The sequence below is a fragment of the Ruegeria sp. CDSA246 genome, from assembly GCF_059611225.1.
In genome coordinates, this window is record NZ_JBXWPD010000011.1 from 158,205 (window position 1) to 180,270 (window position 22,066).

The 22,066-nt window shown below is 57.4% G+C and carries 21 protein-coding genes and 1 pseudogene; 12 read left to right on the top strand and 10 right to left on the bottom strand.

Annotated features, from left to right (window positions below; all coding sequences use genetic code 11):
• Positions 1–32 precede the first annotated feature (32 nt).
• The 3 genes from AC2FI9_RS15685 to AC2FI9_RS15695 are packed head-to-tail and all read right to left on the bottom strand — an operon-like array spanning position 33 to position 4,447.
• Complete coding sequence (locus AC2FI9_RS15685) at positions 33–1,067, bottom strand: ACP S-malonyltransferase (protein WP_496768903.1); 1,035 nt, start codon at positions 1,065–1,067, stop codon at positions 33–35.
• A complete protein-coding gene (locus AC2FI9_RS15690) occupies positions 1,064–3,256 on the bottom strand; it encodes a dehydrogenase E1 component subunit alpha/beta (protein ID WP_496768905.1) in 2,193 nt (730 codons plus the stop codon). The genes AC2FI9_RS15685 and AC2FI9_RS15690 overlap by 4 nt, the downstream gene beginning before the upstream one ends.
• A gap of 24 nt (positions 3,257–3,280) precedes the next feature.
• Positions 3,281–4,447 carry a pyridoxal phosphate-dependent aminotransferase gene (locus AC2FI9_RS15695; RefSeq protein WP_496768907.1) on the bottom strand — a complete coding sequence of 389 codons (1,167 nt, stop codon included), beginning with the start codon at positions 4,445–4,447 and terminating at the stop codon, positions 3,281–3,283.
• A gap of 96 nt (positions 4,448–4,543) precedes the next feature.
• On the opposite strand from AC2FI9_RS15695, the gene AC2FI9_RS15700 reads away from it, so the two are divergent.
• The gene (locus AC2FI9_RS15700) at positions 4,544–5,434 is read left to right on the top strand and encodes a LysR substrate-binding domain-containing protein (RefSeq protein WP_496768909.1); all 891 of its coding nucleotides are present in this window, start codon (positions 4,544–4,546) and stop codon (positions 5,432–5,434) included.
• A 144-nt stretch (positions 5,435–5,578) separates the two neighbouring features.
• Here the strand turns inward: AC2FI9_RS15700 and AC2FI9_RS15705 are convergent, their stop codons facing one another.
• Together AC2FI9_RS15705 and AC2FI9_RS15710 are read right to left on the bottom strand one after the other, a co-directional pair.
• Positions 5,579–6,736, bottom strand: a complete 1,158-nt coding sequence (locus tag AC2FI9_RS15705; protein WP_108859173.1) for an acyl-CoA dehydrogenase family protein — start codon at positions 6,734–6,736, stop codon at positions 5,579–5,581.
• Positions 6,737–6,862: 126 nt separating this feature from the next.
• Positions 6,863–7,426 carry a TetR/AcrR family transcriptional regulator gene (locus tag AC2FI9_RS15710; protein ID WP_496768913.1) on the bottom strand — a complete coding sequence of 188 codons (564 nt, stop codon included), beginning with the start codon at positions 7,424–7,426 and terminating at the stop codon, positions 6,863–6,865.
• Positions 7,427–7,728: 302 nt separating this feature from the next.
• Here AC2FI9_RS15710 and AC2FI9_RS15715 point away from each other — a divergent pair, with 302 nt between their 5' ends.
• The 7 genes from AC2FI9_RS15715 (at position 7,729) to AC2FI9_RS15745 (ending at position 16,050) form a co-directional block, all read left to right on the top strand.
• The gene (locus AC2FI9_RS15715) at positions 7,729–8,193 is read left to right on the top strand and encodes a nuclear transport factor 2 family protein (RefSeq protein WP_496725361.1); all 465 of its coding nucleotides are present in this window, start codon (positions 7,729–7,731) and stop codon (positions 8,191–8,193) included.
• 11 nt (positions 8,194–8,204) lie between these two features.
• Entirely contained in the window at positions 8,205–8,825 is a 621-nt protein-coding gene (locus AC2FI9_RS15720) for a pyridoxamine 5'-phosphate oxidase family protein (protein ID WP_058275310.1), read from the top strand.
• A 42-nt stretch (positions 8,826–8,867) separates the two neighbouring features.
• Complete coding sequence (locus AC2FI9_RS15725) at positions 8,868–9,029, top strand: hypothetical protein (RefSeq protein ID WP_496725357.1); 162 nt, start codon at positions 8,868–8,870, stop codon at positions 9,027–9,029.
• Positions 9,030–9,132: 103 nt separating this feature from the next.
• A complete protein-coding gene (locus AC2FI9_RS15730) occupies positions 9,133–11,613 on the top strand; it encodes a heavy metal translocating P-type ATPase (protein WP_496768915.1) in 2,481 nt (826 codons plus the stop codon).
• Complete coding sequence (cueR, locus tag AC2FI9_RS15735; protein WP_058278380.1) at positions 11,610–11,999, top strand: Cu(I)-responsive transcriptional regulator; 390 nt, start codon at positions 11,610–11,612, stop codon at positions 11,997–11,999. Before AC2FI9_RS15730 ends, cueR begins: the two co-directional genes overlap by 4 nt.
• 97 nt (positions 12,000–12,096) lie before the next feature.
• Positions 12,097–12,969 (top strand): NAD(P)-dependent oxidoreductase, encoded by an 873-nt coding sequence (locus AC2FI9_RS15740; RefSeq protein WP_496768917.1) that lies wholly within the window; start codon positions 12,097–12,099, stop codon positions 12,967–12,969.
• 15 nt (positions 12,970–12,984) lie between these two features.
• Positions 12,985–16,050: an aminotransferase class III-fold pyridoxal phosphate-dependent enzyme gene (locus tag AC2FI9_RS15745; RefSeq protein WP_496768918.1), complete on the top strand. Its 3,066-nt coding sequence runs from the start codon at positions 12,985–12,987 to the stop codon at positions 16,048–16,050.
• Positions 16,051–16,100: 50 nt separating this feature from the next.
• Here the strand turns inward: AC2FI9_RS15745 and AC2FI9_RS15750 are convergent, their stop codons facing one another.
• The gene (locus AC2FI9_RS15750) at positions 16,101–16,577 is read right to left on the bottom strand and encodes a hypothetical protein (protein ID WP_496768920.1); all 477 of its coding nucleotides are present in this window, start codon (positions 16,575–16,577) and stop codon (positions 16,101–16,103) included.
• A complete protein-coding gene (hemP, locus tag AC2FI9_RS15755) occupies positions 16,574–16,741 on the bottom strand; it encodes a hemin uptake protein HemP (protein WP_081894606.1) in 168 nt (55 codons plus the stop codon). Before hemP ends, AC2FI9_RS15750 begins: the two co-directional genes overlap by 4 nt.
• A gap of 225 nt (positions 16,742–16,966) precedes the next feature.
• On the opposite strand from hemP, the gene gph reads away from it, so the two are divergent.
• Positions 16,967–17,626, top strand: coding sequence for a phosphoglycolate phosphatase (gph, locus tag AC2FI9_RS15760; RefSeq protein WP_496768922.1), 660 nt, complete (start codon positions 16,967–16,969; stop codon positions 17,624–17,626).
• Positions 17,627–17,769: 143 nt separating this feature from the next.
• Here the strand turns inward: gph and AC2FI9_RS15765 are convergent, their stop codons facing one another.
• From AC2FI9_RS15765 to AC2FI9_RS15775, 3 genes are all read right to left on the bottom strand, one after another.
• Positions 17,770–18,171, bottom strand: a complete 402-nt coding sequence (locus AC2FI9_RS15765) for a hypothetical protein (protein WP_496768924.1) — start codon at positions 18,169–18,171, stop codon at positions 17,770–17,772.
• Positions 18,172–18,265: 94 nt separating this feature from the next.
• Positions 18,266–19,207: a D-amino acid aminotransferase gene (locus AC2FI9_RS15770; RefSeq protein WP_496768926.1), complete on the bottom strand. Its 942-nt coding sequence runs from the start codon at positions 19,205–19,207 to the stop codon at positions 18,266–18,268.
• Between the two features lie 72 nt (positions 19,208–19,279).
• The gene (locus AC2FI9_RS15775; protein ID WP_496768952.1) at positions 19,280–20,269 is read right to left on the bottom strand and encodes a TAXI family TRAP transporter solute-binding subunit; all 990 of its coding nucleotides are present in this window, start codon (positions 20,267–20,269) and stop codon (positions 19,280–19,282) included.
• A 321-nt stretch (positions 20,270–20,590) separates the two neighbouring features.
• On the opposite strand from AC2FI9_RS15775, the gene AC2FI9_RS15780 reads away from it, so the two are divergent.
• The 3 genes and pseudogenes from AC2FI9_RS15780 (at position 20,591) to AC2FI9_RS15790 (ending at position 21,712) form a co-directional block, all read left to right on the top strand.
• Positions 20,591–21,283 (top strand): GntR family transcriptional regulator, encoded by a 693-nt coding sequence (locus AC2FI9_RS15780; RefSeq protein ID WP_496768928.1) that lies wholly within the window; start codon positions 20,591–20,593, stop codon positions 21,281–21,283.
• A gap of 130 nt (positions 21,284–21,413) precedes the next feature.
• A pseudogene (locus AC2FI9_RS15785) lies at positions 21,414–21,563 on the top strand (transposase); the annotation flags it as partial.
• Entirely contained in the window at positions 21,533–21,712 is a 180-nt protein-coding gene (locus AC2FI9_RS15790) for a hypothetical protein (RefSeq protein WP_496768955.1), read from the top strand. The pseudogene AC2FI9_RS15785 and the gene AC2FI9_RS15790, both read left to right, overlap by 31 nt.
• Positions 21,713–22,066 lie beyond the last annotated feature (354 nt).

The following is a 22,066-nucleotide window of genomic DNA, read 5'->3' on the forward strand; positions in this document are numbered from 1 at the left end:
TCCTTGAAATTGCGCGGATCATCAGGGCAGTGTCAGCCGGTTGCAAGCGCTCTTTGATCCTCGCGCCCCATGGCGATCAGGAAGGGTTGCGCATCCTGTTTCGCTTGAAAATCAGCCTTGTTACCCATGCCCCGCCAGTTCGCCAGAACAAGAGATTGCGCCACTGCGCCACCTAAGGTCGCACCGGGGCCGGTAACAATGAACACGTCTGGCGCGAACTCATGCGCGGCGGTCTGGATCGCACGGGTAAAGTCATAGGGTTCGGTCACTTGGTGGCCCAGGGTATAATCCCAAAGCGCATGCGTATCCGTCGCACCCGGCCACCAAACCTTTCCGCGACCGTCGATCAGGGGGCGTTCAGGCTGTCCGAACAAGTCCGCTCCCAAACGCGCACGCCCTTCGGCAGCGACCGGTGCCTGCAAGGATGTGTGAAACGCGGCATGGTTTGGCAGACGCATCGGGAAACGGTCCTGCACGGCGGGTTGCGACGCCTCGAACGCCTTCAGCCCCATTTCATTGCCTGCCAGAACCAGCATTCCGCCCAGTTCAATGGACAAAGCAAGATCATGATCCTGAATTGCGTTGATGCGCGCCACATCTGCCAACAGCTCGGTCTTGCGCGCGGCGTCGTCCGCCCAATCATCGGCAACATAGGGGTAAACCAATTGACCGCCGATCAGGTGATCCTGCATCAGTGTTCCCATCGTGTTCACGACGCGAAACCCGTCCTCAGGCGACAACGCCCCGGCAGCGGCCAATGCAATGTACCACCCCATCGAGTTCCCGGTGACCGCGACCACTTCGATATCATCGGCCTGCGATTGCGCGTCCGCCAGCGAAGCTGCGTAGATGAGCGGTGAGGCAATGTCGCCTTTTGAATACTTGGAAACTGTGAACCGCGCTGCGCCATCCAATGCAGTAACGGCCTCTTGCCCTGCTTCGGCACGTATCGCGTCGAAGCGCCTAAACATCGCAGTCCGCTGCGCGTGGTGGCGATGCAGATAGCCAAGCTCGGGCTTGTTGTATGTACCCCGACCGGGGCAGATCACGACAGCTGTGCGGGTCATGAGCGGCCCCCCGTCAGTTTTAGCGCAGCGGCGAGAATCCCCTCTTTCGACGGCAGCGGAGCAGCATAAGCGGGGCCAGTGGCGATAAAACAATCTTCGGCCACGACGCGCGCGCTAGGGGTAGAGGGACTGTTTTCGGTGAAAAAGGTCATCAGCGCCTCGGACTGGCTGCCAGTACGGCGGCACTCGTCGACGATCAGGACGTGTTTGCAACCCTTTGTGGCCTGACGCAGAGCCTCAATCGGGAGAGGTGCCAGCCAGCGCATGTCGATGATACGGGTTTTCACGCCCGCTGCCTCCAACTCGGGCAGAGCCTGTTTCGACAGGTAATGCCCGTTTCCATAAGTGACCATGGCCAGATCTTTACCCTCGCCATGCACGCCAACCTCACCCAGCGCGATACTCTGGTCAGGCGACGGGTACGCCGTCATCCAACCTGCGTCCTTTGCATCGTGCAGATCGCGCATCGGATAAAGGGCAATAGGTTCCAGAAAGACCACGACCCGCTGTTCTTCGCGCGCCAGCCGTACGCATTCGCGCAGCATCTTAGCCGCATCTGCGCCTGTCGACGGGCATGCAATGATCACGCCGGGAATGTCGCGCAGGACAGCCAGCGAGTTGTCATTGTGGAAATGGCCGCCGAACCCTTTCTGATACCCAAGCCCCGCGATGCGCAGAACCATCGGGTTAGTGAACTGCCCGTTCGAGAAAAAGGGCAGGGTCGCGGCCTCGCCCCTGATCTGGTCCTCGGCATTGTGCAGATAGGCCAGAAACTGGATTTCGGGGATCGGAATGAACCCGTTATGCCCCATGCCAATGGCCAGTCCCAGAATGGACTGCTCATCCAACAGCGTGTCGATCACCCGGTCCGGGCCAAAGCGTTGCTGCAGTTTCTGGGTCACGCCATAGACGCCGCCCTTGCGGCCGACATCTTCGCCCATACAGACGACCTCGCCGTGTTCCAGCATCAGATCGGTCAGCGCCCAGTTGATCAGACGGCTCATGGGTTGCGGATCATCCATTGCCCGCATGTCGCCGCCAAAGGCCTTGGCGCGCGCTTCGGTACTGGGACCGTTGGTGGGCTTACAGATCCGCTTTGGCGGGATCAGGCTGGCCATAACCTCGGACGCATTGGCCAGATGCGGGCGGGTTGCGGCCTCCGCCGCGATGCGGTCCGTGCGGGCGCAGGTATCTTCGTAGTTTTTCAACGCCTGCTCCGGCGCCAACGCCCCGGCCTGTTCCAGCAAGCGCACCGAGTGCAGCAGGGGATCGTTGGCCTCGTCCGCCTCCACTTCGGATTTTGGTAGGTATGTAGTCGGCACATCAGCGCCTGCGTGTCCGTAAAGGCGGACGGTTTTCAGGTGCAGGAAGGCAGGTTTGCGGCGGGAGCGGACATACTCGGCGGCTTCCTTGGACACTGCGTAGGTCTCGTAGATATCCAGACCGTTGGCCTGAAAGTACTTGATCCCGGGGCGATGCTCCATCGACGCCTGTATCCAACCCTTGGGCGTTTTGACCGAGATTCCAATCCCGTTATCCTCACACACAAACAACAGCGGCAAAGGCGTCGACTGCACGCTGGTCCAGCCTGCGGTGTTGATCGCGCCCTGCGCGGTGGAGTGGTTGGCCGAGGCATCCCCGAAGGAACACATCGTAATCCCGTCCAAGGGCAGTTCACGGTGTTCAGGATCGCGTCTCCGCGCGGCGCCTAACGAATAAGCAGCACCCACAGCCTTGGGCAGATGGCTGGCGATGGTCGAGGTTTGCGGCGGGATGGTCAGCGCCTTTGAACCCAAAACCTTATGCCGCCCGCCCGAGGTCGGATCCTCTTTCGAGCAGGCAAAGCTCAGCAACATGTCCCACGCAATTTGCTGGCCCGGCACCTGCTCGGCCCGGGCGATCTGGAACGCCGCGTCGCGGTAGTGAAGAAAGGCAATATCGGTCGGACGCAATGCATGCGCCACGGCTGCCATCCCTTCGTGGCCGGATGATCCGATGGTGTAAAACCCCTGCCCCGCCTTCTGCATGGCCCGGCTGGTCCGGTCCAATGCACGGCTAAGGACCTGTGACCGGAACAGCGACACCGCATCGGTTCCGCTTAGCCCCGGCCTCGGGCTTGCGCCTTCGGGGAAGTCGCGCTTGGCGACCCGGGTCAGGAAATTCTCGTGAACGATCTGGGCGCGATCCATTGGGTGTCTTCCGGTCTTACTTAGTTACAACTTGGCGGTAGCGTCCGCGATACGGCGCATACCTTCTTGCAGGCTTTCGGTGGCATAGGCAAAAGAAAGCCGCAAATGCCCCGGCATCCCAAACGCGCGCCCCGGCACCAGCGCCACGCCCGCCTCATCCAGCAGATAGCGACAGAATTCATGGTCTGTGGGCATTTTCGCATGAGTTTTGGGAAAGACGTAAAACGCGCCATCCGGCACGGCACATTCCAGACCAGCGGCGTTTAGCCCTTCGACAACCAGATCGCGGCGCTCTCGCATTTCCCGACGGCGTTCTGCCAGCAAGCCTTGCGGCCCGTTGATGGCCTCCAATGCTGCAGCCTGGGCAATCGAACACGCCCCCGACGTGATTTGCCCCTGCACGGCAACCATCGCGTTGATCAACTCAGCAGGGCCAATTCCCCACCCGATGCGCCAGCCGGTCATGGAATAGGCCTTGGACACGCCGTTTACGATCAACGTTCGTTCCGCCAATTCGGGAACGGCCAGCACAAAGGGCGTGAAAGGCACAAAAGACAGGTGTTGATAAATCTCGTCAGAAATCACCCAGACCTGAGAATAGTTTTGCAATACCGCGCCCAGCGCCTGCAATTCCGCCTTGGAATAGACCGCGCCGGTCGGATTGGACGGCGAGTTCAGCAGCAGCCAACGCGTGCGCGGGGTGATCGCGGCCTCCAACTGATCCGGCGTCAGTTTGAATTTCTGCGTCGCCGGACAGCGGACGACTACGGGGACACCGCCAGCCAAACTGACCATATCCGCATAGCTTGTCCAGAATGGAGCAGCCATAATCACTTCATCACCAGGGTTCAGAGTTGCCATCATTGCGGAGGACAAAACCTGCTTGGCACCCGTCGAAACGATTACATTTTCGGGGCGCGCGCCAGCCTCAGTCGCAATCGCTGATCGCAAGGCGGGCGTTCCTGCCGTTGCGGGGTATCGCGTCTGCCCGTCAATAGCTGCGCGGTGGGCCGCCTTAACAACATGCGGCGGCGTTGGGAAATCAGGCTCACCTGTGCTGAGCGCAATCACGTCGGCACCCTGCGCGCGAAGACGCGCGGCCTGCTCTGAGATACGAACGATCTCTGACAGCTCAATGCCATTCAACCGGTCGGCGGGCTGAAACTCTTTAATACTGGTCGTCAGGTTCATTGGTCCACATCCACGCTGGAATCCACACCTCTGTATCGGGCTGGCGCGCTGCAATTGCCAGTGATATTCCGTGTGAAAGGTATGAGGATTAGTCATATGATTGCGCCCCGTCGGTTTCTTCCCTCGATCCCCTCTCTTCTGGCATTGGAGGCGGTTGATCGCCTCGGCAGTGCCTCGGCTGCAGCCGAGGAGCTGTCGCTAACCCAAAGCGCGATCAGCCGACAGCTGAAGTCCATGGAGGAACAACTGGGTGTCGCGCTTATCCAGCGCAATCAAATGCGATTGCACCTGACCTCCGCCGCGAAAGATTATGTTCAGGTGGCGCGCACAGCGCTGAACCAGATTGCGCAGGCGTCACTGAAACTGAAGGCCAACCCAACAGGCGGGTCGCTGAACCTGTCCATCCTGCCCGCCTTTGGAATGCACTGGCTGGCACCACGCCTGCAGGATTTTGCCCGTCGCCACCCCGAAGTGACTGTGAACCTGAGCACATGCCTCAAGCCGTTTGACTTCGAGACCGAACATTTTGATGCCGCCATCCACTTCGGCCAAAAGAACTGGCCGGGCGTCAACTACCTGCCGATCATGCGTGAAGATGTGGTTCCGGTCTGCGCTCCGGACCTATTGCCAGATCAGGAGCAGGACTTGAGCTGGCTAATGACGGCTCCCCTGCTGCATCTAGAGACTCGACCGGACGCTTGGGAGCGATGGTTTGCGGCACAAGGGCGTGACGTATCAGGGATGCGGGGAATGCTGTTCGATCAGTTCTCGACTATGGTGCAGGCCACGATCCACGGGTTGGGAGCGGCGCTATTGCCCAGCTATCTGATTGAAGACGAACTGAAAACCAAAAGGTTGGTTCCCGCATGGAACGGACCCCGCATCAGCCTTGGGCAATTCTTTTTGGTCTGGCCGCAGTCACGGCCGGAATCCGAACCGCTACGGTCGTTTCGGATATGGCTCCAAGGTCAGGTTGGCCAATTCTGATCCCAAACTGCGCAGCCTCCGGCCTTGCGTCCTGCGGACGGCAGAGGGGTCGGGCAGGTGCGGGCTGCGCCCGCACCTGCCCGACCCAACGGGAGGAGACGTTTTCCAAAAACGTTGACAACAGGCGGGAGCCCTTTGGGTGCGTTACTTATCCAGCGAGCGGGCGATCAATTCTTTCATGATCTCGTTGGTGCCGCCATAGATCATCTGCACCCGCGCATCCGCATAAAGCCGAGCGATCGGGTATTCCATCATGAACCCGTACCCACCGAACAGCTGAAGGCATTCGTGCATGATCTCGTTCTGCACTTCTGAACCCCAATATTTCACCATCGAGGCCGTCGCCGCATCCAACGTGCCCGCCTCAAGTTGTGCGATGCAGTCATTGACGAAACTGCGCAGAACTTCGGCTTTGGTTTTGCACTCAGCCAATTTGAAACGCGTGTTCTGAAAGTCCATAACGCGTTGGCCAAAGGCCTTGCGTTCCTGCGTATAACGCACTGTCTCGGCAATTGCGAAGTCGATCGCGCCCAACGCCATGATGCCGATGGTCAGGCGCTCCCAGGGCAGTTGCTTCATCATCTGATAGAAGCCCTGGCCTTCTTCTGGTCCGATCAGGTTCGTCATCGGAACCTTGACGTCTTCAAAGAACAGCTCGGCAGTATCGTTGGCCTTCATCCCCAATTTCTTGAGGTTACGACCCCGGCGAAATCCTTCTGCGCCTTCGGTTTCTACTGCGATCAGCGATACGCCCTTGGACCCTTGCGATTTATCCGTCTTTGCAGCCACCAGAATCAAATCGGCGGATTGGCCGTTGGTGATAAAGATCTTGGATCCGTTCAGGCGATAGGAATTTCCGTCCTTGTCTGCGGTGGTGCGAACGGACTGAACGTCCGAACCTGTTCCGGGCTCGGTCATGGCCAAAGCGCCAACCATTTCACCGGATGCCAAACGAGGCAGCCATTTGTGCTTTTGATCCTCGCTGCCATAGGCGTTCAGGTAATGGACAACAATCGACTGAATTCCAAAACCCCAACCCGAGTCACCGCGTGCGGCTTGCCCGTACATCGTGACCGCGTCAAATCCAATCCCACCGCCTACGCCACCATATTCCTCGGCAATAGCGCCGGCCATCAAACCCATATCCCCGGCCTTGTTCCAGAATTCGCGATCGACCATGCCGTTTTGGTTCCAGCGTTCGATATTGGGTACAAGTTCGTCGTCCATGAACCGGTTTGCCATTTCGGCAAACATCTGATGTTCGTCAGTGACCCAGTTGGCGGTTGGCTTGAATAGCGACATATAGGTTTCTCCCAAATCGAATTTCGATAAGGGTAGCGTTGGGCATCGCGCAAACCAACCCATCTACCGGATTGCTACGCAACGTCTTTTTCGTACAAGACCTTACGTTCACAGGTTTAAACCCGGTCAAGCCAGGGCATTATCCAGCAGAACCTGTGCCGCTGCCTTTGCATCTCGCGCAGGATCGCAGCTTTTTACCAGAACGGCCGTGACGATTGCGCCCTCTTGCAAGAGCAGCAGCTGGCATCCCAATGCCTCGGGATCACGTGCGCCTGCCTTGCGGGCCAGATCGGTGAGAAATTCGAGCATCAGATGCTTGTGTTCGGCTGCTTGCACATGGATCGGGTGATCTTGTTCCTGATACTCTGCGCCCGCTTTGATGAACATGCATCCGCGAAAGCTGTCCTCCTTGAACCATTCGCCCAGCACATCAAAACTGGCGATCAGCCGTTCGGCAGGTGTATCGGCTAGCTCATCTACGCGTTGCAGGAACCATTTGCGAAAGTTCTCATCCCGCAACTGTAAAGCCGCCAGGATCAGCTCTTCCTTGGTACGGAAATGTTTGTACATCGACGTTTTCGACACGCCCGTCTCGACCACTAACTTGTCCATGCCGGTGACGTGAAATCCGTCACGATAGAAGACCTGCAATGCCTTGCGGACCAGCTCGTCACGTTTGTTCGGGCGCATCTGTCAGCTCCTGTATGTACTGATCGGTACATAATACACTGCAGCGATGGCTGCAACAGACACAACCTAACCTGCTGTTTTCACTTACTCTCCTTAGGAGACGAAAAATGTTAGTTCAAATAAATCCAACTCAACACTTGAAAAAGGTTACCGATCTGTACACATTCACGGCACAGTGTACCGATCAGTAAATTTAGGAGCGAACATATGAGACCCCGCACCAGACCTCTCTCGCACCAGTACATCCCCCTTCTTTTGACCATCGCCTTGATGGCGGCTTCTCTGACCTGAAAGACCCGCGCATGAACCGTCCTCCGCTGCCCCCGTTCACCCTGGAAACCGCAACGCAAAAAGTGCGATTGGCAGAAAACGCCTGGAACAGCCGTGATGCGGATGTCGTGACCCCGGCCTATACCGAAGACAGCCAGTGGAGAAATCGGGCAGAATTCCTAAGCGGCCATGCAGACATCCATGCCTTTCTGACACGCAAGTGGCACAAGGAACTGGACTATCGGTTGACCAAAGAGTTGTGGGCCTATTCCGGTGACCGCATTGCGGTTCGTTATGCTTATGAATGGCGTGACGACAGCGGCCAGTGGTTCCGGTCTTATGGCAACGAAAACTGGCAATTTGCCGAAGATGGTCGAATGGCCGAACGGCACGCGTCGCTGAACGACCTGCCGATTGCGGAAACCGAACGTCTGTTTTTCTGGCCGCAAGGCCCCCGTCCCGACGATCACCCCAGCCTGTCCGATCTGGGACTTTGAAAGGAATACTCATGCCCCGCGCCTTTTCCGAACTGACCTTCACACCTGCCGTCCGAGCCCATCAGGAACGGATGGGATCTGCCAAGACCTATGCCAAATTCATCGAAAGTGGCCCGCAGCAAGGTCATGAAATCGGCGAGCCTGAAAAGGCCTTTATCGAAGCGCGGGATGGGTTCTATCAATCCACCGTGTCCGAAACGGGTTGGCCATATGTGCAATACCGTGGCGGACCGACCGGGTTTCTCAAAGTTCTGGGACCGCAGACAATCGGTTATGCCGACTTTTCGGGCAACAAACAGTATATCTCGCGCGGTAACCTGGACGGAAATGACCGGGTTGCAATGATCCTGATGGATTACGCCAATCGGCGGCGCCTGAAAATCCTTGGCCGGGTCGCGTTCACCGAGGGCGAAGATGCCACGACCAGCCTATATCCTGACGGTGCCGATGCCCCGGCTGAACGCGCCGTCATCATCCGGGTCGAAGCGCTGGACTGGAACTGCCCGCGCCACATCACGCCCCGCTTTACCGAGGCCGAGCTTCGTCCACATCTGAACTCTCTAGGGCAGCAATTGGCGCAACTTCAGGCCGAAAACGACAGGTTGAAGCAAGAGCTGGCAAAACAGTCCTGACCCAACAGCGCCGGACGAACCTCTCGAACTAGGACTTTGCCCATGTCGCGATTTTCATTGAATATGGCCGGTTTCATTCTTGTAGGCATCGCGCTGACCACGGCCGCAGTGTCGCTTGCGTTCTTTGCCTCCCCCGAGGCCGTCAGATCGCCGCCGCCGGATACCTACAACTCTCTCTTGCTAGAAATGTTTGCGAACAGGTGACGCCAACGCGCGGGTTGAAAAAAAGAAAATCCGCGATACCTCTTGACCTTCCCGTGACTGGAACCCCCATTTGGAGGGCAGATAACACATCGGGACGAGTCGCATGGCTACGCCGCAAACAACACAACTTAAAATCTCGGGCATGTCCTGCGCGTCCTGCGTGGGGCGTGTAGAAGCCGCATTGCAATCGGTGCCAGAAGTGACCGACGCCTCGGTCAACTTTGCGACCGAAACGGCGCAGGTCACACATACCGGGCCGATCAACGCACTGACTGACGCCCTGAGCAATGCCGGGTACCCGGCGGCCAGCAAGCAGACGACCCTGAAAATTGGCGGGATGACCTGCGCCTCGTGCGTGGCAAAGATCGAGAACGCGCTGACCGCTGATCCTGCGGTCGTCGACGCACAAGTCAATCTTGCGACCGAAACCGCTGTGGTCACGTTTATCGACGGGGCCACCGACCCGCAAAAGCTGGCCAGTTTGTCTGAGGCAGCGGGATACCCTGCGCGCGTGGCAGACAGCATGACGGCTGACCAAACAGACCACACGAAATCCGACGAAGCGCATGCGCTGACCCGCACGACGATCTTCGCAGCGGTATTGGCACTGCCTGTATTCATTCTGGAAATGGGCGGGCATATGATCCCGGCCTTCCACCATTGGGTCCAGACCACGATCGGCACGCAAACCAGCCACCTCATCCAGTTCGCACTGACCTCGGCCATACTGATTGGCCCCGGGCGCGTGTTCTACGCCAAGGGTATTCCGTCACTGATGCGCGGATCGCCCGATATGAACGCGCTGGTCGCCTTAGGAACGGGGGCCGCCTATTTGTTTTCCGTCACCGCAACCTTCGCCCCGCAGATCCTGCCGCAGGGTAGCGCCAATGTGTATTTCGAGGCCGCCTCGGTCATCGTGGTTCTCATACTGCTGGGCCGGGTCATGGAAGCGCGCGCCAAAGGCCGGACCGGGGCCGCAATCCGCAAGCTGGTCGGATTGCAGCCCAAAACGGCACGGGTCGAACAGGACGGGAACTTCATAGACAGGCCCATCGCTGACATAACAGTAGGCGATACCCTGCAGATCCGCCCGGGCGAACGGGTTCCCGTGGATGCCGAAGTTCTGGACGGTACCTCTTATGTGGACGAAAGCATGATCACCGGCGAACCGATACCGGTCGGCAAGTCGCCATCAGATCAGGTCGTCGGTGGTACGGTGAATGGCACCGGAGCGCTGCGGGTACGCGCAACGCGCGTTGGTGCCGATACGGTGTTGGCGCAAGTCATCCACATGGTCGAACAGGCGCAGGGAGCGAAGCTGCCGATCCAGGGGCTGGTCGACCGGATCACTGCAAGGTTTGTTCCTGTGGTTATTGGGGTTGCGCTTTTTACGATCGCCATTTGGATGTTCGTCGGCCCGGAACCGGCTTTGCCATTGGCGCTGGTCGCCGGCGTCTCGGTTCTGATTATCGCCTGCCCCTGCGCCATGGGCCTTGCGACACCAACCTCAATCATGGTCGGCACCGGCCGCGCGGCAGAATTGGGCGTGCTGTTCCGCAAAGGCGATGCGTTGCAGCAGTTGCAGCAAGCCAAGGTGGTCGCGCTGGACAAGACCGGGACACTCACGCTGGGCCGGCCGGAACTGGAGAGCGTTACGACCGCAAACGGCTTTGACCGCGACAGTGTTCTGCGTTTGGCGGCCGCCGTAGAGGCACGGTCAGAGCATCCCGTTGCCACTGCCATCACTCGTGCCGGACCATCTGAATTGCCTGAGGTATCCGAATTTGACTCGCTCACAGGGCTGGGTGTTCGGGCTGTGGTCGAGGGGCATAAGCTGCTGATCGGTTCGGCCAGATTGATGGAGCAGAACGACATAACCGTCAGGGACCTGATGGCCGAGGCCAACCAGCGCGCCGAAGAAGGCGCAACCCCTTTGTTTGTAGCCATCGACGGTCAGGCCGCTGCAATGCTTGCGGTCGCGGACCCGATCAAGCCCGGCACTGTGCAGGCGCTTGGGCGGTTGCACGAAATGGGGCTAACTTTGGCGATTGTGACAGGCGACAACGCCCGGACGGCGCAGGCGCTGGCGGACAAGCTGGGCATAGATCATGTCACGGCCGAAGTGCTGCCCGATGGTAAGCTTGCCGCGATCAATACTCTGCGCGACACGTTCGGCGCACTGGCCTTTGTCGGGGATGGCATCAACGATGCCCCAGCGTTGGCTTCGGCGGATATCGGAATCGCCATCGGAACCGGCACCGATGTAGCGATTGAAACTGCGGATGTGGTGCTGATGTCGGGTGATCTGCGCGGTGTCGCAAACGCGGTCGAGATCAGCCGCAGAACCATGCGCAACATCAAGCAGAACCTAGGCTGGGCGTTTGGTTACAACATCCTGCTTATCCCGGTTGCTGCGGGAGTTCTTTACCCGTTTGGCGGCCACCTTCTGTCCCCGGCCCTTGCCGCAGGGGCCATGGCATTGTCCAGCGTCTTTGTCGTCTCGAATGCGCTGCGCCTGCGACGCGTCCGCGCCAGCCTGCCTGACGCCCCGCAAGACCATTCAACACAAACGGTGACCTCATGAATATCGGCGATGTTTCAAACCAGACAGGTCTGCCCGCAAAAACAATTCGGTACTATGAAGATATCGGTTTGGTGAAACCGCTACGCGATGACAACGGATACCGCAGATTTCGCAGTCAGGACGTGCACAAACTGAATTTTCTGGGCCGCGCCCGCGCCTTAGGATTCACGATCGAGGATTGCCGGACGCTGATGGCATTGTACGAGGACGAAACTCGTGCCAGCGCCGATGTCAAAAAGGTGGCCCGCGCGCATATGGCTCAGATCGAAGCCAAGATCGCTGACCTGAACGCCATGCGGGACACTCTGAGCCATCTGATCGACGCTTGCGCAGGGGACGACAGACCCGATTGCCCAATCCTACGGGATTTGGGCGGCAAAGCGTGACGCGGGGTTGCCCTTTGGACGCAGCTTTGCTTTGTCTCTGCTAAACAATCCGGCCCGGTGAAAGAAACGGGTACCGGACAGCAGAGAGGATCTCCAAATGGCAAAAGTCGCGTTTCTGGGCCTGGGCGTCATGGGCTATCCCATGGCCGGTCACTTGCAGGCCGCAGGTCATGAGGTGACCGTTTACAACCGCACCGCCACTAAGGCCGAAGCTTGGGCCGCCCAACATGGTGGCGCCATGGCGACGACGCCCCGAGAGGCCGCGCAGGGTGCAGATTTTGTCATGGCCTGTGTCGGTAATGACGACGACCTACGGATGGTTTGTACAGGTGAAGACGGCGCATTCAGTGGCATGTCCAATGGGGCGACCTTTGTTGATCACACCACTGTTTCGGCTAGTGTGACACGCGAGTTGTACGAAGCTGGGCAAACAAAAGGCATCGCTTTTGTGGACGCTCCGATCTCGGGCGGTCAGGCAGGGGCAGAAAATGCGGTTCTGTCGATCATGTGCGGCGGGGATAAGGCGGCGTATGACGTGGCGGAACCGATCATGCAGGTCTATTCCAAGATTTGCCGTCGCATCGGCGACAGCGGTGCAGGTCAGATGACCAAGATGTGCAACCAGATCGCCATTGCCGGACTGGTGCAGGGCCTCAGCGAAGCGTTGCACTTTGCCGAGAAAGCAGGGCTGGACGGCCGTTCGGTCGTCGAAGTGATCAGTCAGGGCGCGGCAGGCAGTTGGCAGATGGCGAACCGGTACGAGACGATGCTGGATGATCATTTCGACCATGGGTTTGCCGTGGACTGGATGCGCAAGGATCTTGGAATCTGTCTGGATACGGCCAATGAAACAGGGGCTTCGCTGCCTGTGACCGCTCTGGTCGATCAGTTTTACAAGGACGTTCAGAAACTGGGCGGCGGACGCTGGGACACATCCTCGCTGATCAAACGCCTGCGCGCGCTGGATTAAAGGACCGTCGCACTGATGACCGAGTTGACCGAATTCTGGACCCACGCCCTGCGCATCCATTGGGGGCTTGAGGCCAAACTGAACCGGCTGGACGGCGAATATGACCTCAACTTTCTGGTCAGGGCCACCAATGGTCTGGACTATGTGCTGAAAGTCATGCGTGCGGATTGCGAGGCAGAGTTCATTGATCTGCAGATCAAGGCGCTGAAACACATCGCTGTCGAGGCTCCGGGCTTGCCCTTCCCCGATGTGCACCCTGATGTCAGCGGCGCGCTACTTCCGGAAATCTCTGATCAGGATGGGCAGCCGCGACTGGTTTGGTTGCTCGAATGCCTGCCCGGCCAATGCTATGCCAAGGCTGCGCCGAAATCCGAGGAACTGATCCTGAAACTGGGCCGCGTTCTAGGCGCAACCGACCGGGCACTGGAACGGTTTACTCACGACGGGCTACACCGCGCGGATTTCAAATGGGACCTGACGCAGGCGGGCTGGATTTCGGACAAGTTGGATGCCATTGCCGACCCTGCGCGGCAGGCAATGTTGTCAGAGATTTGCGTTGAATTCGATGCGATCTCGGGCTCTCTGGCGGGCCTGCCGAAGCAAGCGATCCACAATGATGCCAACGACTACAATATATTGGTCGACGGTGAACTGGGTCAGCGGCAAACCGTCTCTGGCTTGATCGACCTGGGCGACATGTGCGCCGCACCGCGTATTTGCGATCTGGCGATAGCCGGGGCGTATATCGTCCTGGACCACCCAAAACCCGAGCCGGCATTGACGGCGTTGGTCCGCGGCTATCACGCCGCCAATCGTCTGCGTGCTGACGAGGTCGATTTGATCTGGCCGCTGCTGCGGATGCGGCTGGCCGTGTCCGTGGTAAATTCGACCCTGATGGCGGCGGACAATCCGGACGACCCTTATGTGACCATCAGTCAGGCCCCCGCTTGGCGGTTTTTGGAAAACGACAGGGTGAATGGCGGCTTGATGCTCGCCCGGCTGCGCGCCGCCTGCGGGTTGCCGGTAACCGACGGGGCCGAACGTATCCACGCCTATCTGTCCGAACATCGCGGTCAATTCGCGCAGATGTTCGAACAGGACCTGAGCGATGTTCCGATGGGATCGCTTTCGGTCGAGAATTCAACTTGGCCCCAGAACCCGTTCCACATGCCTCTGGATGAAGCCGCGCGTGTCGGTGAGGAATTCGGTGAGGGGCTCTGGCTGGGCTACTACAACGAACCGCGCCTGATCTATGCCGAGCCAGCGTTCCGCAAAGGGCCGTGGAAAGCCTCTGACCGACGGACAGTGCATTTGGCGGTGGATGTGTTCGCCCCAGCCGGAACCGTGTTGAATTCCCCGATGAGCGGTCGGGTCGAAGCGGTCGAAAACCGTGACGCGCATCTGGACTATGGCGGCGTCGTGATCCTGCATCATGAAACACCCGAGGGCGATCCGTTCTATACACTCTACGGTCATCTCGACCCCGAAGTCTGCGACCGACTGAAACCGGGCGATCCTGTGGCGCAGGGCGCGGCTTTTGCGCGATTGGGGGATGCTACGCAAAACGGCGGCTGGGCTCCGCATGTGCACTTTCAACTGGCCCTGACAACCAATGGCATGCAAAACGACTGGCCCGGCGTTGGTGATCCTGACGAAATGGAGCTGTGGCACGCCGTCTGTCCAAATCCGGCAGCGTTGTTGAATCTGCCGGACGACAAGGTGTTCTATCGCCCGACCGACAAGCAAGCGATCCTGCAAGGGCGGCATGACCATTTCGGTGGCAACCTGTCCCTGACCTACGATGATCCGGTCATGCTGGTGCGCGGGTGGAAGCATCATCTGTTCGACGAATGGGGCCGCCCCTATCTGGATGCCTATAACAACGTCCCTCATGTGGGTCATGCACACCCGCGCATTCAGGCCGTGGCAGCCGACCAGCTTAAGCGGATGAATTCGAACACCCGCTACCTGCACCCCGCTCAGACTGCGTTTGCCGACAAGATTCTGTCCAAGCTGCCCGACCATTTCGAAGTCTGCTTCTTCGTAAACTCAGGCACGGAAGCCAACGAGTTGGCCCTACGACTGGCACGGGCGCATACCGGGGCCAAAGGGATCGTGACGCCGGATCATGGCTATCACGGTAATACCAACGCGGCAGTGGCGGTCTCTGCCTACAAGTTCAACAAACCCGGCGGCATTGGCCAGGCCGATTGGGTCGAGCTGGTCGAGGTGGCTGATGACTATCGTGGCTCGTTCGGACGCGACGATCCCGATCGGTCACAGAAGTTTGCCGATCTGGTTGATCCGGCTATTGCCGCGTTGCAGGCCAAAGGCCAGGGGTTGGCTGGCTTCATCGCCGAGACCTTCCCCTCGGTCGGCGGCCAGATCATTCCACCCAAGGGGTACCTGTCAGCCGTCTACGAAAAAATCCGTGCAGCAGGAGGTGTTTGCATTGCTGACGAGGTGCAGACGGGCCTTGGTCGCCTTGGCGACTACTATTTCGGCTTTGAACACCAGGGCGCGCTGCCGGATATCGTTGTTATGGGGAAACCCATCGGCAACGGCCATCCGCTGGGCGTACTGGTCACGACCAAAGCCATCGCAGACAGCTTCAACAACGGGATCGAGTTCTTTTCGACTTTTGGCGGCTCTACCCTGTCCTGCCGGACCGGCAAGGAGGTGCTGGACATTGTCGATGACGAGGGGCTGCAGGACAATGCCCGTGACATGGGCACGCGCCTGATGGATGGGCTCCGACAGATTGAGGCTGATTTCGGCTGTGTCGGTGACGTGCGCGGTATGGGCTTGTTTCTGGGCGTAGAACTGATCAATCCGGACGGATCCGAAGGCACCGAAATCTGCAATTATGTCAAAAACCGGATGCGCGATCACCGTATCCTGATCGGCAGCGAAGGACCCAAGGACAACATCCTGAAAATTCGCCCGCCTTTGACGATTGAGGCTGAAGATGTCGACATGATCCTATGGGCATTACGCAAGGTCCTATCCGAGGTCGGCGATTACGCCCCCACCTCGGTCTGCGATCATGACCACCACCACGCGGGCTGTGGGTGTTGCTGAAACAAAAAACCCCGGCTCTGACAGGCCGGGGTTTTGAAGTCGCCAGCCGCTTAGTGCAGCATGGCCGAGGGGGATTTATGCCCTGTCGTCGGCAGGGGTATTGACGCGGTCATCCGGCGCAGCACCATACCCATCTCTTCGGACAGTGACGCCAGTGCCGGGGCAAAGTCTGGTCGTACGATCAGCGTTGCCATCATCATCGCGTCTTCACGCGCACCTTCCGAAGCGGCAGCGATCATCTGGGCAAAACAGTTTTCGTCTGCACCAAGGCAGGAACAGCCAAGCCCATGCCGTACCAAGGGACGGCGGCTGTGGTGGGCACACAGCCCGCACAGACGATCTAGCGTCATCACTGCAGCCCGCCCCTGATCCAGGCCAAGCGCAATTTCGAAATCGCTTGCAGCATCCGCACGGGCCTCGGGACTTTCGCTCCATAATCGCAGATACATCACAGCACCGGCTTCGATTGGGCTAAGGTCGGACAGACGCCCAACCGCAGCGCCACCGCGAGAGGAATGCGTGCTCATTTCGTCAGGATCAGCTTGCCGGCGCGTGTGATACGCAGGGTATAAAGTTGATCGCCCAGTTCGATATGGGCCAGGTTGCCACCCTTGGTCAGATCTTCGGCCTTATGTGCCGGAAGCATGGACACCGCATAGGACTGGCTGGGATTCGGGGTCTGCACATTCATCAGGACAACTCCAGTAGGTTCTCGGGCGAAGGGCCTTAATTTGTTCGCGCTTTCAACAATATGGCTGACCCGAACTGGGTTGGCTGAGGGGGTCTTTCCGTTAATCTGATTAATTTAGTCAGGTATGTCAACCCTATTCGATGGAAACCGCGAATGTGGGGTGATTGCGCAAAGATTTCATGCAGGTTAGGTCTGGCTCACATGCATTAACCGACGGGGAAACCGATGACCGCAACAATCATGTTCGACCTGGATGGAACACTGGTAGACAGCCTTCCGGACATTGCAGCGGCCGCCAACCGGACATTGCTGGATATTGGCGTCGCCCCGTTGCCGGAAAGCACGATCAAGCAATTTGTGGGCAACGGTCTGCCAAAACTGGTCGAACGCATGATCCACCATCACGACCTGCCGATAGAGCGCCACGGCGAATTGACCAAACTGACGCTGGCCCACTACTCTGCCGCCTCCAGCGACAAAACAATTCCCTACGCGGGCGTCCCACAGGCGCTGGCGCAACTGCGCAAAATGGGCTGCGTTCTGGGCGTATGCACGAATAAACCTGAGGCACCCGCCCGTCATATCCTGGACGCACTGGATCTGGCACATCACTTCGATACAGTGTTTGGCGGCGATACACTGCCTGTTCGCAAACCAGACCCCGCGCACCTTGAGGCAAGTTTCAACGCGGTCGCCAGCGCCGGACCCCGGCTCTATGTCGGAGACAGCGAAGTGGATGCCGAAACTGCGCGTCGTGCAAACGTGCCCTTTCTTTTGTTTTCGGAAGGCTACCGAAAAACTCCGGTGGAAGAGATCCCACACAGGTTCAGCTATGATGACGCGCACAAACTACCCGCACTCGTCCTGGAGGCATTGCAGGGATAGGGGAAAAGTTTGCTGGCAGGGGGATTTGGGAAGGCGGTTGAGGGGCCGGCCGAGGGGGTAAGTAGCCAGCCCCTCATCGGGGAAAAGTGGTATTGTCCGCAGTAATTCTTTGGATGCATTAACCCTAACGAATCGACCTGTATTCAGAAATTGGGGGTTTCCCGTAGGCGAAGATAACTAATTGAATTTTCATTCATTTTTATGACAAAAAATGCCAAATAACCGAAAATGCACATTTTGGCACGCGTCTGAACCCAAGAATCATCCATCTGGGCGGCGAAAACTCTACTCCATGCGCCGCCTGCCAAGAAAAATTGGACAGACCTTCCTTGGAAAACAATCCTCGTCCGCAGGCCGATCAGGGTGACGCTGGATTGCGCCGAATTCAACAATGGGTTTTCGATGAACTGAAAAAACGGTGTGTTCTTCGGGTCCGGTGAGATTGCGAGCCGACAGAATGCTTCAAGCTTGAATTGCTCGCCATCAACGCTGCTGGCTTCGGCCCAGTTCAGACCAGGCCGTGCAAGGTTTGTCTTGCGATCCATATGGCTGCGGCGATTTTTGATTTTGAACGTCAAAGAGCCTCGTTCGGGCGCCTGCCAGTTGGTTCAGGCGCAAGCCGCGATCTTTACCATGAACTCAACTCGCAACCTTCAGGGTGCTTCGTTTCACGAGATCCTTGTAGAGCTCGCGTAGGCGACGTGTCATCGGGCCAGCACCTTCATGTTCTCCGATCGTTTTCCCGTCAATTGAAGCGACAGGTGTTTGCGCACCGAAAGTGCCCGTCAAAAAGGCCTCGTCGGCTCCATACGCTTCATAAAGCGAGTAATTCTTCTCGAACACCGGGATGTCGTTGGCCCTACACAGGTCTATGACCTTTTGGCGAGTGACCCCGTTCATGCAGTAGTCTCCAGTGGAGGTCCAAACCTCACCGCGGCGTACAATGAAGAAGTTGCAGGCATTTGTGGTGTTCACAAACCCAAGTGGATCCAGCATGAGGGCCTCATCCGCGCCAGCCTGTTCAGCCTGCAGACATGCGATAACGCAGTTCAGTTTCGAGTGACTGTTATACTTAGCATCCTGGCTCATCGGCAGGCCGCGCACCTGAGGCACGGTGGCCAGGCGAATGCCCTTGTTCATTAGGCTGTCTGCCGGTTTCGAATGTTCCATGATCGCAACCACCGTAGGTCCGGATCGAGATAACCCGGGGTGCTGAAACGGCTTGTCCTTTGGCCCGCGTGTCACCATGAACCGGCAATGCGCGTCCGTTGTCATACCGTTGGCCTTAGCGGTCTCATTCAGCGCTTGCAGGACCTCGTCCTTGGTCATGCCAACATCGATCGAAACGGCTTTGCAGCTATTGAAAAACCGGTCCATGTGTTCGTCGAAGAACGCCCACGTGCCATTATAGAGCCTCAGCCCTTCCCACATGCCATCGCCCAGCATGAAGCCAGAGTCATAGACGGACACCACCGCCTCGCCTCGCGGCACGATCTTTCCGTTTAGAAAGATCTTAATGTCTTGATTGCGCGCGTCTTCCTGCGCGTCGTGAGTGGAATGGCTCAGGCTTTGCTCGCTCATATTGTTTCTCGTAGGTGGGCGTTTTGTTGAAAGGGTGCAGAGGCGGCGGCAACCGCCACCTCGGTTGTTTGTTTAGTTAAGAAGCCCGACTTCGCGGAAATAGCGCTCGGCGCCGGGATGCATTGGTGCGGATAACCCATTTATCACCATTTCCTCTTTCTTGAGGTTGGCAAAAGCCGGGTGAAATGACTTGAAGGCATCAAAGTTGTCAAAAACCGCCTTGACCATCACATACACGGTTTCTTCCGGTACATTTGAGGAGGTCACGAAAGTGGACGGAAGACCAAAGGACGGAACATCTCCATCTACGCCTCGGTAAAGACCGCCTGGTATGGTTACGTTCCCATAGTAGGGCTTACTCTCAACCAGCGTCTGTACTGCATCGCCGTCAACAGGAATGATGTTGATATCGCATGTTGTGGCAGCTTCCAAAACGTTTGCCACCGGGTTACCCGCGACCATCAAAAACGCTTCAATGGTATTATCGCACAAGGCCGAAGATTGTTCTGCTGATTTCAGTTCGGTCACCAGTCCAAAGTGATCCATGTCCCAGCCCATAGCGTCCACGAGAACTTCAGCGGTGCCGCGTGTGCCGGAGCCAGGATTGCCCAAATTGATGGTCCGACCGCCGAGATCGTCCAGGGACTCAATGCCGGTGTCTTTGCGAGCGGCGATAATGACCGTATCAGGATGCAGCGAAAACAAGCTGCGGAGTTCGGAATCTGGCCCGTCTTCTTCGAACAGGCTGGTCCCGTTCAGGGCGTGGAACTGCCAGTCGGACTGGACAATTCCCATTTCCAACTCACCCTCGCGCATAGTGCGCAGGTTGTAAACTGAACCACCCGTGCTCTCGACCGAGCAGCGAATGCCATGTTCCTTGCGTTTCTGATTGACCAGCCGACAAATGCCGCCGCCAACGGCATAGTAAATGCCGGTGACACCGCCAGTACCGATTGTCAGAAACTCTTCCGCTTTAGCCGGGGCACCGGCCAGAAGCGCGGCCGCGCCAAACGCTGCAAGCCCGGTATGTATTCTCTTTTTGAGGATGCCGGTCGACAACATGTATAACTCCCTTTTCACCTGTTGCGTCACTCCGGTTCCAGACCGTGTGATCATCTCTTGCCGATGGGTTCGTCGTCGCAGCCAAGGTTCGGAGCTTTTCGAATCCCCACCTGATACGACGATACTACGTGTTTTTACAATTGTCGACAATTCGAGTAATTGTCGACAATTTTCCAAATGTTGGCTACCTTGAAATGAGGTCGCTGCAGTTGAACACCCTACCGAAAATGGAAGTTCAGCTGCGGTTAATTTTCTGGCTATCCTGGCTTCACGAAGTAATCTCGCTTTCCATTCACAGGGTGTTCTATCAACGGGATCGACATGACACGACAAACAGCATCCGCAGAGAAATCCGGCGATACACTGAAAGACAGAACGCTGGAGCGCCTGCAGAAGTTAATCTTGACCGGAGATCTGGAGCCCGGGGCAAAACTGCTTGAAACCCAGGTCGCCGCTCAGTTGGATGTCAGCCGCGCTACATTGCGCGAAGCGATGGTTCAATTGAGTGAGATTGGGCTTCTTGTTTACATTCCTTATCGCGGAACTTTCCTTCGTACGCTGGATCCGATTGATCTGGACGAAATCTATTCGTTCCGAACGGGACTCGAGAAGATGGCGTTTCAATTCTGTTGGGACAAACGTGACCTCATGAGCCTCGCCGACCTGCAAATGCGCAACGACAGGCTATGCGACTGCATCTCGGACAACGATCCCTACGGCGCGATCATGGCTGAAATGCACCTTCACTCATGGTGCTATGAACTTTCGGGGCATAACCTTCTACTGCAAAGCTGGGAGCGCCTAAAACCTAACCTCCAGTTCTACTTTGCTATGCACCAAAAAGCGCACGGGCGCGGCGGTCCACTCCGGGATTCCCACGACAAATACCTCCACCTTGCCCAAGGGAACAGCTTGGATGCCATGTTGGATCACCTTGAAGACCACATGCGGCAAGGGTTAAAAAACACGATGAAATTTCTGAATGAAAGAAACGCTCAAAAAAAACGCGTGTGAACGGAAGATGATAAACTCAAATTAGTTCTGGACCCATTGAATATGTTGCCACTAACTCGGCTGCGTGCGTAAAGCCCCATTGTTTCAGGGGTATATCATGAGCAATCTATTCTGAGTGACAGACGAACAGATGGAGCGTCTTCGGCCTTACCTTCTAAAGAGCCATGGCAAGCCGAGGGTTGATGATCGGCGTGTGTTGAGCGGCATTATTTTCATCAATCGCAATGGGTTGCGCTGGTCTGATGCCCCTTGCGAATATGGGCCGCCAAAGACGCTGTATATCCCGACGCCTCGGCACGGTCAAAGGCCTACGACCTGTTCATTTACCTGATTGACACGGGGGTTCGCCTTCGAGAGGCGACACTGGTCGATTGGGGGGCCATCGACATGCGGGAGCGCTATATCGCCAACTACAACTTCAAAACTTAATCCATGACCTCTCAAGTGTATCCAACGTCACCGTTTCCGGTGCGGAACTGTCCTCGCGCGGTGACAGAAACTGGGCTGAAATCGGTTATGGCAGAGCTCTGGATTGGACCAACGGAAGCGCCCTTTTTGGAGAAGTGTCTTACCGCCAGTCCATCGAGACAAGCGGCAACTGCGGCATCGGTGCAACCGCTGGTCTGCGCGTCCTATGGTGAGGTAAGGAATAAAGCTTCTTATTGGCTGCGCTACGCGATGCAGGCTGGTTTACTTCAGAACCGCCGTGCCGTCACTCACATCTCGTTCAAGTAGTTGGTCGACGAAAATTATCTCTTACAGAAGGATCTATCAGATAAAAAA